General features: G+C 65.2%; 13 protein-coding genes. 2 read left to right on the top strand and 11 right to left on the bottom strand.

From position 1 onward, the window contains the following. Positions 1–139: 139 nt before the first annotated feature. The 11 genes from NCR34_RS24380 to NCR34_RS24330 form a co-directional block, all read right to left on the bottom strand. Positions 140–2,071 carry a putative bifunctional diguanylate cyclase/phosphodiesterase gene (locus NCR34_RS24380; RefSeq protein WP_250501214.1) on the bottom strand — a complete coding sequence of 644 codons (1,932 nt, stop codon included), beginning with the start codon at positions 2,069–2,071 and terminating at the stop codon, positions 140–142. Beyond that, positions 2,068–2,508, bottom strand: a complete 441-nt coding sequence (locus tag NCR34_RS24375; protein WP_248323731.1) for a YfiR family protein — start codon at positions 2,506–2,508, stop codon at positions 2,068–2,070. Before NCR34_RS24375 ends, NCR34_RS24380 begins: the two co-directional genes overlap by 4 nt. 83 nt (positions 2,509–2,591) lie before the next feature. Next, on the bottom strand, positions 2,592–4,667 hold the full coding sequence (locus NCR34_RS24370; RefSeq protein WP_502800124.1) for a TonB-dependent receptor plug domain-containing protein: 2,076 nt from the start codon (positions 4,665–4,667) through the stop codon (positions 2,592–2,594). 151 nt (positions 4,668–4,818) lie between these two features. Beyond that, positions 4,819–5,517, bottom strand: a complete 699-nt coding sequence (locus NCR34_RS24365) for an SDR family NAD(P)-dependent oxidoreductase (protein ID WP_248323730.1) — start codon at positions 5,515–5,517, stop codon at positions 4,819–4,821. Between the two features lie 46 nt (positions 5,518–5,563). Further along, positions 5,564–6,115 (bottom strand): response regulator, encoded by a 552-nt coding sequence (locus NCR34_RS24360; protein WP_248323729.1) that lies wholly within the window; start codon positions 6,113–6,115, stop codon positions 5,564–5,566. A gap of 468 nt (positions 6,116–6,583) precedes the next feature. Then, on the bottom strand, positions 6,584–6,961 hold the full coding sequence (locus NCR34_RS24355) for a copper resistance CopC family protein (RefSeq protein WP_248323728.1): 378 nt from the start codon (positions 6,959–6,961) through the stop codon (positions 6,584–6,586). Positions 6,962–6,973: 12 nt separating this feature from the next. Further along, positions 6,974–7,870, bottom strand: coding sequence for a hypothetical protein (locus tag NCR34_RS24350; RefSeq protein ID WP_371747478.1), 897 nt, complete (start codon positions 7,868–7,870; stop codon positions 6,974–6,976). A gap of 80 nt (positions 7,871–7,950) precedes the next feature. Then, complete coding sequence (locus tag NCR34_RS24345) at positions 7,951–8,271, bottom strand: DUF2946 domain-containing protein (RefSeq protein WP_248323727.1); 321 nt, start codon at positions 8,269–8,271, stop codon at positions 7,951–7,953. A gap of 199 nt (positions 8,272–8,470) precedes the next feature. Next, entirely contained in the window at positions 8,471–9,583 is a 1,113-nt protein-coding gene (locus tag NCR34_RS24340; RefSeq protein WP_248323726.1) for a hypothetical protein, read from the bottom strand. A 165-nt stretch (positions 9,584–9,748) separates the two neighbouring features. Beyond that, complete coding sequence (locus tag NCR34_RS24335; RefSeq protein WP_248323725.1) at positions 9,749–11,248, bottom strand: SulP family inorganic anion transporter; 1,500 nt, start codon at positions 11,246–11,248, stop codon at positions 9,749–9,751. Positions 11,249–11,423: 175 nt separating this feature from the next. Then, entirely contained in the window at positions 11,424–12,428 is a 1,005-nt protein-coding gene (locus tag NCR34_RS24330; protein ID WP_350029450.1) for a S1 family peptidase, read from the bottom strand. A gap of 447 nt (positions 12,429–12,875) precedes the next feature. Between NCR34_RS24330 and NCR34_RS24325 the strand changes: the two genes are divergently transcribed. Next, entirely contained in the window at positions 12,876–13,157 is a 282-nt protein-coding gene (locus tag NCR34_RS24325) for a hypothetical protein (protein WP_248323724.1), read from the top strand. A gap of 40 nt (positions 13,158–13,197) precedes the next feature. Next, on the top strand, positions 13,198–13,497 hold the full coding sequence (locus tag NCR34_RS24320) for a hypothetical protein (protein ID WP_371747477.1): 300 nt from the start codon (positions 13,198–13,200) through the stop codon (positions 13,495–13,497). Positions 13,498–13,582 lie beyond the last annotated feature (85 nt).

The raw sequence follows: 13,582 nt of genomic DNA, 5'->3' as shown, positions 1-13,582 counted from the left end.
GGTCTTTCGCGAACTGAATTGAAACGTCTAACTGTTTCAATGCGCAGCCATGCGTGTAGTTACTAAGGTGCGTGTCGGACACTTCGATTGAGCTTCATACGAAATGGCACTGGAGGGTTCCGACAATAACAAGCGACATTCAAGCCTCGGCCACCAACGCACTCCCGCCTCCAACCTCCCGTTCAGCGCGCTCCTCCCGCTCTCTCTCCACCAACTCCCGGAACTGCTGCAACGACATCGGCCGCCCCGTCAAGAAGCCCTGCACCACGTCGCAACCCGCACCGACGAGCCAATCGAGTTGCTTCGGATCCTCGACTCCTTCTGCCACCGCATCGAGCCCGAAGCTATGCGCCATCGAAAGGATCGCGGTCACGATCGGCTGGCCGTCCTCGGGCAACCGCTCGATGAACGACCGGTCGATCTTGAGCGCGTTCACCGGAAACGCATGCAGATAAGAGAGCGACGAATAGCCCGTGCCGAAGTCGTCGATCGACAGCAACACGCCTGCTGCGCGAAGACGATTCATCACGGCGATACCCGTCTCGCGATTCGCAATCAGATGGCTCTCGGTCAATTCGAGTTCGAGCAGCGCCGGCGCGAGGCCGCTCGTGGCAAGCGCCGCCATTACGTCGCCGACGAAAGCCGGATGCCGCAACTGACGCGCCGACACATTCACCGCGACGCGCACGGCAACGCCGGGACACGCGGCATTCCACGTCGCGGCCGCCACGCACGCGCGCTGCAGCACGGAGCGCCCGAGCAACACGATCAGATCGCTGTTCTCCGCAATGGGTATGAACTCGCCCGGCGACACCGCGCCCTCTTTCGTATGCGTCCAGCGAGCCAGCGCCTCAGCGCCCACGAGCATGCCGCTGCGGCAGTCGAACTGAGGCTGAAACACGAGTTCGAGCGCGTCGCTGTCGACGGCCTTGCGCAACTCCGCTTCGAGATAGGCGCGCCGCTGCGCCGCGTGCATCATCTCCGGCGAGAAGCCGACCACCGTGTTCTTGCCGAGCGCTTTTGCTTCGTACAACGCAATATCGGCGCTCGTGATCAGGCTGCCGCTATCGTCGCCCGCCTCGGGAAAGCTCGCATACCCCACGCTCGCCGTCACGTTGATCTCGCGGCCGAAGAAGGTCGCCGGGCGGCACAACGCCGTGCCGATCTCGCGCGCCAGTTCCGCGACCGCCGTTCGCTTCCATGAGGTCGTGAGCGTCACCGCGAACTCGTCGCCGCCCATGCGGCTCACGACGGCGCGGCTTCCTACCGTGTCGCTCAGCACGCGCGCAACGTGTTGCAGCAGTTCATCGCCCGCGCCGTGGCCCAGCGTGTCGTTCACGGTCTTGAAGTCGTCGAGGTCGATCAATACGATGCCGAAATAACGGCTCGGTTCCTTCGCGCTCGCGACGCGCTCTTCCAGCATTTCATAGAACGTGCGACGGTTCGGCAGATTGGTCAGCGGATCGGTACGCGCAAGACGCTCCAGTTCGCGTTCAGCCTGATTCACGCGCCGCCGCATGCGGTTCATCACGAGCGTGGAGATCCACATCGCGCCGAGACAGGCAATGCCTAGAAACGCCGCATATTGCGCGAGGTGCCGGCGCACGAGCTCACTCGTCGCGACGAGCACCACATGCCCCAGAATGCGGCCTTTGTGTTCGATAGGCGCGCGCACGAAGACGTCGCCGAGCGAAAGGGCGTCGCGATGCTCCGTCGACTCCAGCGTGCCTTCCGCCTGTTCCTCGCGGGTGATGCCTTCGCGCGCATAGCGCGTGTAGAGCCGCCCATCGCTCTTATAGACACTGAGCGTCTCGACGTAAGGCACGCGGCCTAGCGAGCGCAAGACGTCCTGCATCGATCCCTCGTCGTCGAACATGAGCGACGCGCTCACGTTCTCCGCGATCACCGTCGCTTGCAAGGATGCATCGTCGTAAAGCGCGCTGCGAAAGGCCACGGCCTGATACAGCAGCAGCACGACGCTCGCGACCACGAGCGCGATGCCCACGCTCACCAGATTCGCGCGGACGGTGAGGCGGCTCGTGCTTGCGCTGCGCGTTTTGATGGCGGTCACTTGAGTCTCCTTGCAAGTCGCAGCAGTTTGGAACTGAGCACGAGCTTGCGGCGCACCGCCTCGGCATTGTTGATATCGAAGCGCAGATGATCGTCCTGCGCGATTAGCGCGACGACCGGCTCGCCCGGCGGGCTCGCGCCCACGCCCGCGACGACGAGCAGCGCATCGTCCGAGGCGAGCGCATCGCGGATCTCCGCGTTCGCGTTGTCGCCGTCATCGAGAGCGAGCACGTCGCAATCGGCAAAGCGCTTTTCCGCCAGCGTGATGAAGCGCCACACGCGCGAGCCGACCGCGCGTCCGTTGAGCGCGGCGAGCGCCTCGCGCATGGAGCTGCGCGCGCTCGCGCAGACGCGCAACTCGCCGTTGCGCATGCGCTCGGCGGGCCATTGCGTGAACTGCGTGAAATTGAAGATGTACGCGCTCTCCAACTTATGCATGTCCGCCTGCGCGTGCGCGTGCCATGCCGCGACCGATCCGGCCGCGCAGAGAGACAACGCTATGCAGCGACGCATCCACATCATCAGAACCCGTAGACCATTTTGGCGAGCAACGTGCGGCTCTGTTGCGCGATGACGTCCTGCACGAAGCCGGGGCCGGCGGGATCGGCGTAGCGGCGATCGAACACGTTGTAGACGGACAAGGACACGTCCGCGCGCGGCACGAGCTTGCGGCTATGCACGGACACGTTCGCGACGCAGTAGCCGCCAGCCGAACCGGCTTCCGCCAGCCGCGACGACATGCACTGCGCTTCCGCGCCCACGCGCGCCCACTTCGCGAACAACGGCGCGCTCACGTTGAGCTTGCCCATGTGGCGCGGTGAATTCTGCAACGCGCCGCCGTTGATGGAATCGCGCGAAAACTGATACGAGTAGCTCATGCGCGCGCGCACGCCCGAGGCGAACTGCTGCTGCCACGCGAGTTCCGCCCCGCGTGCCTGCGCGCGATCGACGTTGCGAAAGGCATAGAGGCCCGTGTCCGGATCGACCGACTCGGTGATCAGATCGCGCAGCGTATAGCGAAAGAGCGTGACGGTCGCGCGCCCGAGGCTGCCGAGCGCGCGTTCGTAGACGATTTCCTGCGTGTCGATATGCTCGGATTTCAACAACGGGTTCGCGAGCTGGCCGCCATCGCCGGGAATCGCGTAGTACATCTCGTACGCGTTCGGCGCGCGATACGCTCCGCCGTAAATCAGCTTGAGCGTATCGCTCGCGGTCGGCTGCCAGATCAGCGCAATGCGCGGGCTGAAGTTGCCGCCCACGTGCGTCTCCGTATCGAAGCGCACGCCGATATCGAGCGTCAGCGGTTCGGCGAGTTTGATTTCATCGTCGATATAGAAGCCCGCGCGCTGGCTCATGCGATGATCGTCGAGCAGCTTGTCATAAGGCGCGACGTTGTAGTTCCATTGGTTTTGCGCCGCGTTCATCGTGTAATCGACGCCCACCATGATGCGATTGCGCGGCACTGTGCGAACGGTCGCGTGGACATCGCCGCCATACCAGGCAGCATGATCGCCGTCGACGTTCGCGATGCCGGGTGCCGGCGCTCCCAGCTCGCGGGCCGTGTAGTCGTAGCGGCCGGCATAGAGTTCGTAATCGATCGCGATGTCCTCGCGCACGCGCTGCGTGTACGCGGCATCGACGAAGGAATGCGTGTCGGTCACGCTCATCGGCGCGTTGAACACGGCGTCATACGGCGCGCCGGGCACGTCTTTCGTCCGGTTGCCGTAGCCCGCGCTGATGCGAAAGCCGCCCATGCCGAACTTGGCGAACACCGTCTGGTTGCGCTCGCCATCGAGGTTCTGCGCGATGCCGTGGTTCTGGTCCGGCGTATCGAACTCCGGATAGTAGAGGTCTTGTCCGTGGCGCTCGTAGGCCGTGGCGGACAGCACGAGATCGGCGCCGTTCGCGCCATGCCAGCCGTACGTGCCGCGCGCTTCCTTTTCGCCGAAGCTGCCGACCGCGCCCGCGACCTGCGCGCCGCCGATTGCGCTGCCCTTCTTCGTGATGACGTTGACGACGCCGAACAACGCGTTCGAGCCGTACACGGCCGATCCCGGACCGGGTATGTACTCGATGCGCTCGACGAGATCCATGTCCACCGGAAAATCGAGGCCGATCGGCGCCTGGCCATAGACGGCATCGTTCAGGCGCATGCCGTCGATCAGCAGCAGGAAGCGGCTGTTGTAGTCGCCCGGACGCTGGAAGCCGCGCGCGCCGAGATACGAGTACGTGCGGTCCGAGCTGACATAGAGGCCCGGCAGCGTGGCGAGCGCGTCGCCGAGCGTGCGCCAGCCGTAATCGCGGATGTCGGTCGCGGTGAGGACCATCACGGCCGCAGGCGCGCTCGACGCGGACTGCTCGATGCGCGTCGCGCCGCTCACGGTGAGGCTCATCAGCGATTCGAGCGGCATCGACGCGAGGTCGTCGCTCGCGCTGCCGTCGGCCTGTGCGGAAGCGCCCGCCAGCGACGCCGCCGACGCGGCGCCAACGGGCGAGGTCCATGCGCTCAATGCTGCGGCCACGACTGCACCGGCGAGCAAAGGCAGCGACGCGGCGGCGAGACGCGGGCGTCGCGATGTGACACAGGGGATCAACATCTCTTGCGGCTTTCTTGTGAACGTTTTCGTTCGTTCTTATCGGCAAGGATGAAGGGGCGCTTTAGCTGGAATTGCTTGCGCGGCCTTGCGGGCCGTTTGGTATCGGCAATTCTTCCCTGAACTTGAGCTTATGCTGCGCGGGTCATTGGCTTCAGAACCGCTCGACCCACGGCCGCAGTTCAATCTCCCATGTCCACGCACTGCGGTGTTGCCGGTGAACGTGCAGATATTCCCGCGCGATCGCGTCGGGGTCGAGCCATGCGTCGGGCGCGTCGGCGCCGTCGCGCTGCATCGCGCTGCTCGCAATGCCGCCGTCGATCACGAAGTGCGCGACGTGAATGTTCTTCGGTGCCAGTTCCCGTGCGAGGCATTGCGCCATGCCGCGCAGCGCGAACTTGCCCATCGCGAACGGCGTCGAGCCCGGCAGGCCCTTCACGCTCGCGGTTGCGCCGGTCAACAGGATCGAGCCGCTTCCCCGCGCGAGCATGCCCACGGCCGCCGCCTGAGCGACGAGCATGCCGCCTATGGCTGTGACGTCGATCGCATCGCGCAGCCGGCCGGCGTCGATCTGTCCGACGGGCGAACGATACCGGCCGCTCGCGTTGTACACGACGAGGTCCGGAGCGCCGAATCGGGCGCTCACCTGCGCGAAGAGATTCTCGACGTCGCGCGCTTCGCTCGCGTCGCATGCGACGGCGAACGCGCCGGTTTCATCGACGAGTGGCGCGAGCTTGGTCGTGTCGCGCGCGGCGAGCGCGACCTGCATGCCTTCCTTTGCGAAGAGCCGGGCCAGCGATGCACTGAGGCCCTGCCCGGCGCCGACGATCAGCGCCGTTTCCGTTCGATCCATGGCGGTTTCTCCGTTTCAGAACATGCGGCCCGCGACGAACGTTTGACTAGAACCTCCGGAAGATCGGTTCGAGCAGGCGCAAGTCCAGCGGCTTCTGAAGGAACACGTCCCACGCTTGCGGGCCATCGGCGGGGCGCATTTTTCCCGACGTGAGAACGACAGGAATCCGCGCCAGCCCGGGAACGGAGCGCAGTCGCTCGCACAGGGTCACGCCGTCGAACAGCGGCATCTCCCAGTCGGTCACGACCAGGTCCGGCAGCATGCGAATGGCGGTGGCGAGCGCGTCCACACCGTTTCGTGCCAGTAGCACGTTGAAGCCGCGCGACTCGAAGACCGCTTCGAGCGCGTTAAGGGAGAGTGTGTCGTCATCGACCAGAAGAACGCAAGTCATGAGGCCGCCGGCGTGGAAGTCCCTTCGGGCTACGCAACCGTTGTGCCGCGACCTCGGCGGCGCTTTGCGGCTTTCGAAAACGAGCGCGTCGTGGTCTACCGGCTTGCGCAGGATGGTGGCGTGGCCGATTTCATCGGGCGCGAGGGAATCGGCGTTGGCGGTTAAGAGCGCGGGTTGCGGCGCGTCCGAGCCGTGCGACTGGGACATGACGAAGTGAATGACCGCGGCCGCCGGCGCTCGTCCCGGCACGACGCCGCCTCGCGCGGAAGGTCGCGGACTCGGCCAGGGAGCAGCCTGCGCGGTACAAGACCTCCGTCAAGCGAGGCGCGCGCGGGGTCGTCGTAGATCAAGCAACGCGCGAGTGCCGAATCTGCGATATGCCCCGCTTGCGGCGTTGCGCGACGCGTCCGGCGAGCCACGAGTTGGGGGCGGCGGGCGCATATGACGCGCCGCCTCGCCCGGAAGGTCGCGACGGCCTCGGCCGACGGGACACCGCCTGCGGTGTAGACCACCTCCGGCAAGCGAGGCGCGCGCGGTGGTCGTCGTCATCAAGCAACGCGCGGGTGGCGGATTACCGATACGCGTCGGGCGGCGCATCCGCCGAGCCACAAGTCGCGGGCAGCGCGAAGCCCCACCCCGCGCGCGCCCCAAACCCGCATGCAAGCCTCGCGCGAATCACTTGACCTCGAAGCTGTAATCGCCGTGCGTGCGATGCCCGTCGTCCGCGACAGCCGCCCAGTGAACGGTGTAACGCCCCGCCGGCAACGCCGGCAGCGCAAGTGTGGCGATGGACGGCTGCTGCGCATCCACCTTCGACTTCTCGGTGTTGACCTGCTTGCCGCTCGCATCGGTAACGGTCAGCGTCGAGAAGGCGGGCTCGAGCGGCCCGTCGAAGACAATGCGGATGCGCGGCGGCGCGGCCACCGTCGCGCCCGCGCCCGGTTCCTGCTTCTGCGGAAACACATGCGCCCACGCGGCGCCGGACAGCATCAACCCGACCGCCCACGCCGCACCGCTCGCGAGCCACCGCCCGGCCTTTCGATCCTTTTTCATTTTCGGCCTCGCTTATTTAAAGAACGGTTTGCCGAGCGTCCTCGGCGCGACGTCGTCGAAGAAAATGTGCGCCTGAACCAGAATGCCGACATGCGAGCCGCTCGCGCGGTTGAGCGGAATCTGCGCTTCGACGCCGAACTGACCGTAGCGATTCATCCAGATGAAGCCGGGATTGACCGTGCCCGTCGTCTGGCCCTGGCTTCTCGATAGCGGAATCTCGACGAGCGGAACGATGTTCGAAAACGGCAGCGGCAAGCCCACGTCGCGCACGTGCTGCTGAAGATACGGCAGGCTGTACTGCACCGTGAACCCATAGTTGAAGGCGTTCGGCTGCCCCGAGCCCGTGGTCAGCGCGGGCCCGACTTCCGCCGTGATCGCCACGGGACGCAAGTACGCGAGCGAGTCCGGCAGATCGCCCATGCCCTTGCCGGCATAAAGCGTCGGCGAAATCGTCGAATGGCTGTCCGCGATCGCGCGGCTTCCGGTGCCGCCCAGTTCGGCGCTGACGCCGACGGACGTCATGAACTCGTGCGCCTCGTTGACGTAAAGAAGGTACTTGAGTCCGACCTCGAAGTTGTCGAAGCCGTGCGCCGTAGGATTGTTCTGCATCGCGTACGCGCCGCCGACCGACACCGCGAGCCTCGGCGTAATCAGCTTGTCGTATTCGAACTCGAAGGTATTGATGCTCTGATCGCCGTCGTCGCCGGGCACGCGAATGTGCCCGAATTGGAGATTGGCCTCGTCGCCGACGCCGGGGTCGTCGACCGCCATCGTCGAGGGAAAGATGCGATCGCCGGCAACGGAGTGCGCCCCGGCGACAGCAGGCATGAAAAGCATGACGGCCGCGATGGCCGAAGCGAGTGACGCCGCAGGCAGCGAATGCCCGCAGCGCGTCGGGATGACGTGCATGTCGTGTCCTTGAATGAGGTCGTCGTCATGCCGCCGCGCGTCGGTTAGCCGATGCGCGGGGCACTGCGATGAAGTTCACATCAGGACAAGACAGGAGGCGCGCGTGGCTGCGACGGCGACACCCGCGCCACGAGCCGAACGCTTTCGAAGCGCGTCGTCGCCTGATGGACGATGGCCTCGACCGTCAGCGCAAAGCGGGTTTGCGCGATCGGCAGGGTGGGCATGTGCGCGAAGAGGCCGCAATAGCCGCACGCCTGCCCGTCGGACATCGAGGTGCCGTCGTGCGACTTTCCGGCGGGCGCATGTTGCATTTCCGGCATGGAACAGTCCATGTCGGCGGCCGCGTGCTCGTGGTGCGACGCGGCGAGTGTCTGCGAAACGGTCGGGGCGAGCGACGCCATCAGGATTGCAAGCAATCCCAACAGTGTGCCAATGGTCCGAGTAAAACGGCTTCGCATGAACCCGACGTTCCGGTGAGTACCGTGTCGAGTATGCCACGCGCTTTCCCTGCGTTCGTCGCCTTTTGTGCAGGATGCCACGGCCGACGGCTGCCGAGCCCGAAAGCTCGATGCGGCCGTCGACTGTTCCAGCGGCCAGAGATCAGACGTTGGGCGTGCCGCTTTGCGGATCGGCCGGCGTGGCCGGGTCGGCCGTGGTGGCCGCAGGCGCGTAGTTCACGATGTTGGGCAGTCGCGGGCTGCTCGAATTCGTGCTGTCGAGAATGCGCGATTGAATCGTCGTGTTGTCCGTCACGCCCCAGAAGTTGTTCGAGAAATCGAGCGTATGGACCGCCGACGCGTTGTACGTGCCGTGCGCCGCGATGACCTGGCGATTGATATTGGGCGAATCCTTCTTGAACAGGAAGGAATTGTTCTTCGCGATGCCGGTGGGCGCGCCCGTCGCCGGGAAATCGTCGATCAGCACGAGCCCGTCCACCATGTTCACGAACAGGTTGTTCTGCATGACGACCGAAGGATCGAAGGCGAACGCGGCCGAGTCGACGAACGTGTTGTACTTCAGCGTGGCGTTCTTGAAGCTCGGATAGCCGTTCGTTCCGGCCTGATAGGTGGTGACGCCCGCGCGAACGATCCGCGTGACGTTCATCCGGTACGCCTGGCTGTAGGTCATCGAGAACGGCGCGGCGGGGCTGATCTGCACGAACGCGTCTTGCAGCAGCGCGTGTTGGATGCTGACGGTGCCGCCGCCCACGGTGCCGTCCACGTTGCTGACGGTCACGCCGAGCAACTGCGACTGGTTGCTGCCGCCGACGTTCAGTTGCCCCGCCACGTTGATGATGCCCTTGGTCGGCACCGTGCCGATGCAGTCGGCCGCGCAAGGCACCGGCTTCAGGCCCTCGACGACGACGCCATCCGGAATCGTGAGCGTCGCGCCCTTGGCGACCTGCACCGTTCCCGCGATGTAGTACGGCGAGCCGCTCGCGGGCCACGTCGTATTCGCGGAGATGACCGTGCCATCGGCGATGACGGTTTGCGGCTGCGCGTACACGTAGGCCGTGACGACCTTGCCCGACGCATCCGAGCACACTTTGCTCGCGTCCGTGGTGAAAGGACCGCCCGAGCACACCGTGGCCGTGGAACCGGACGCCGGCGCGGCCGACGCCGCCGTCGTCCCGCCGTTCGATGCACCCCCGCCGCCACCGCCACCGCACGCAGCCAACAGGACACTCAACGCAACCGCTGCACGTGATTTCATTTGCTTCCCCGTATCTGTTTTCGCTTGTTCCGCCTCTCAAGTCGGGCGGTCAGGGAGAACAGTACACGCTGGGCAAACGCGCAATTGTGCGGTGTTTAACGTATCCGACGAATTCGTCTTACCTTTGACTTCGGCACGTCATTCGGTAGCGGATCGCAACGCCTTTCAACCGGCATTCAGGTTGCCGCTCAACCGCGCGTGAAACGCCCGGCTGCGCTCGTCCAGCCCGACGAACTGCACGGCCACATCGCGCTGCCGGTACTTGCTCTCGATGGAGTCCAGCACCGCGACGGTCGATGCATCCCACACCTGCGATTTCGCGAAGTCGATGACGACCGAGCGCGGATCGGCGTCGTACTCGAACTGGTCGACGAGATCGTTGCTGCTGCCGAAGAAAAGCGGTCCGTGCACTTCGTAGCGCACGCTGTCGCCGTCGTCCGATACGGCGCGCGTCGTGCGGATCACGTGAGCGACGCGCCGAGCGAACAGCACCGTCGCCAGCAGCACGCCGCCGACCACGCCGATCGCGAGATTGCCCGTGTACACGGTCAGGGCAATCGAGGTGAGCATGACGGACGTTTCCATGAGCGGCATGCGGCGCAACGTGGCCGGGCGCAGGCTGTGCCAGTCCACCGTCTTGACCGCGACGACCATCATCACGCCGGCGAGCGCGACCATCGGGATGCGCGCCATCACCGAACTCAGCCCGGTGATGAGCAGCAGCAGCGTGGCCGCCGCCGCGAGCGTGGACACGCGCGTGCGCGCCCCGCCGATCTCCACGTTCACGACCGTCTGCCCGATCATCGCGCAGCCGGCGATGCCGCCGAACGCGCCCGCGCCGAGATTCGCAAGGCCGAGCGCCCACGATTCGCGCGACTTGTGCGAACGCGTCGCGGTCACTTCGTCGACGAGCTTCGCGGTCAGCAGCGTCTCCAGCAAGCCGACGAACGCAATGGACACGGCCGTCTGCCACACGATCTTCAAGGTGCTCAGATCGAACGGCACGGACCAGAGCGTGAGGCCGGGCAAGTCCGACGACATGGGACGATCGCCGCCGACCGTCGGCACCGACCAGTGCAACGCAATGGCAAGCACGGTCGCCACGATGATCGCGATGAGCGGCGCCGGCACCGCCCGCGTCACGCGCGGCCCGATCACGACGATGGCGAGCGTGATCGCGAAGAGCACGTACACCGCAAGCGGTTTGTCGACGAGATGCGGAATCTGCGCGCAGAAGATGAGCACGCCAAGCGCGTTGACGAAACCGAGCATGACCGAGCGCGGAATGAAGCGCACGATGCGCGCGAAGCCCAGCGCGCCGAACGCGATCTGAATCAAGCCCGCGAGCAGCACGGCAGGGAGAATGTAGCCTGCGCCGTGCGCGTGGACCATCGGCGCGACGACGAGCGCCACCGAACCCGCCGCGGCCGTCACCATGGCGGGCCGTCCGCCGAGCAGCGACGTGACGATCAGCAGCACGACGGAGGCGAACAGCGCCGAACGAGGCTCGACGCCGGAAATGAAGGCGAACGAAATGACTTCGGGGATCAGCGCGAGGCTCGTCACGACGCCCGCGAGAATCTCCCGCACCCATTCGGCGCGTGATGACGGCAATGAGAGGCGCGAGACGACGCGCGTGTGAGTCCCGGTCGCGGGTTGGGTCATGGCGGTATGGATTCGGACGAAGACGTGCGGCGCGAGTGCGCCGGACACGGAGACAACAGAAGCTCGGCCCGCTGGCAACGCGATAGCTGCGATGCGCGCATGCGATGCGTCGGGACGTGCGAAGAGCGCCTATTTTAACAGGATGGTGAAAATCGCGTCCGGACGGCGCGCGCGCTCAACGCGTCAGCGTCATGAGGATGTCGGAGTACCACGCGCTGTTGAGACCGAGCGTTTCATCCGACTGCACATCGCGCGAGCCCATGTCGATCGTCGATGAGTGAATCCCGAGCAGCAGCCACGGCAGGCGTGATTCATCAGTACTCCCTACCTTCGACGCGTCGCGCGTGACGACCGGCGCGCCGCTCGTGCCGCGATGTGTGCGCGCATCGGTGATGAAGCATCCCTTGCCCTGAAAGCGCAGCCCGAACGCCGACGCGATGACGCCCTGCCTCACGACCGGCAGATGATGCAGCGAGTCGTGAAAGCCCAGCGGAAAACCGACGATCAGCACCGAAGCGCCGACCGGCAGCGCGCCGTCGGGCTCCGGCAGATGCTCGGGACCGAACGCATCGAAGCGCGCGGTCGCGGGCAGGCGATCACGCGCAAGTTCGAGCACGGCGACATCGATCGCGCCGCCATCATCCGCGCCTTCTCGCCAGAGCGCGACGCCATCCGCATACAACGGTAACGAGAACCATGTCGAAGCGCCGAGGTTGTCGGCGTCGATGTGCAGTTCAATTTCGAGCCGATCGGGAAAGTGCTCGCTCGGCGCATCGGTCATCACATGACGGCTCGTCACGAGAAAAAGCCGTCCGTCGCGAGCAAAGAAAAACCCGCTCGCATTCGTCAGATGCGCTTCGTCCGCGAAGGTCCTGACGCGCGCAGCGGTGAGCAATAGCGGATCGGCAGCGGACTTGCGGGGCACTGCGCGTTCATTCGAAGCCTGCGTGCTCGGCTGGTCGGCGTCGCGTCGCAGTTGGTCGAGCAAGGCGACTAGCGCTTCGCGTTGCGGCGTTGCTTCGTCGGACGATAGGAACGCCTCGACCGACATCTCCGATGCCTGCCCACCCGAAGCCGCATTAGGGACATGCTGAACGACGCGCAATTCGTCGGCGCCGATACGCAAGCGCCATGTGTCGCCATTCGGGCTCGAATAGACATCGAGGATATGCGCTTGCATGAGTGAGTGTCCTGTTGAAGCGCCATGGCGCATTCGGCCGATGACGAGAAGCCGGCGACGGACGCTAGCGGTCAATCGTCGTTCGCATGAACGTACAGGCGATCGCCGCTTGCCGCGATAAGAATGGGTACGGATGATGGGGCGCTCGAGGTGCCGCAATGATGCGCCTTGCCGCGAGCATGTGTCGAGCGCGGTCCATTATAGGCACATAACCGCGCAACGCTTCGGCCTCTTCCTAGCACTTCGAGCCGCTCGTGAGGCAAGCCGGAAATTTCGCTGTACAAAGTCTCCGAAGCGCGTACGATGGACTAGCTGAGCGACTCGTGACCGACGGCGAATGACTCCCGCATGGTTCGTGGCCGTGCAACGCGGCCAATGCGTCATCACTACCGATACCTTCCACGCCCTGTACATATTTGCCGCCACCGCGCGGCGCGAGAGCATCTCATGACAGCCGACTTCCGTCTCTACCGTGGTCTGGAAATCTATCCGCTCGTGTTTCCGCATCGGCCGGCAGTCGCCGGCCGCGCGCACAATTACGACGACGGTTTCGACGCCGCCGTGCGCATTCAGGAGCCGGGCGTCGCAGACGGCGTGACGCGAAGCCGCGTGTTCAGGCTCGACGCGCGAGAGCCGTTCCGCAACGCGGGCGACGCGCGGCGCGCATCGACCGCGTATGCCGAGACAATGATCGACACGTGCGCGAAGGGTCGGACGCTCTTCGATTGACCCGCACAACGGCTGACACGCCGCATCGAAGGAAGGCATCATGCAACCGACTTCATCCCGCTATCGCATCGACCCGACGCCCCGCAGGGCGGACGGCGAATACATCGCTCACGCGCGCATCAGTGCGACCAACGCGGACGGCAGCGAGACCGACGTCCTCATGAGCGGCGATCTCGCAGGCTTCGACTTGCGCGACGACGCCGTGGCCTTCGCGCGGCAATGGGCGCAGGAATGGCTCGCCGCGCGGTTCGGCTCGTTCGCGGACGAAGCGCCCGTTGCAGCCGCGCATCGCGCGATGACGGATGAACGGCCATCGCGCGGTGAGTCGTCTTTGCCGTGACCGGACAGACCGCGCGCACTCGCCATGCGAAGCGGTCTTTGACATTTCGCCGTGAACGCATCACCATAAGTTTCCAATGTAAATA

Source organism: Caballeronia sp. GAWG1-5s-s, assembly GCF_023631445.1.
In the GTDB taxonomy this organism is placed as follows: Bacteria; Pseudomonadota; Gammaproteobacteria; order Burkholderiales; family Burkholderiaceae; genus Caballeronia.
This window is presented reverse-complemented; position numbering and strand designations above follow the sequence as displayed.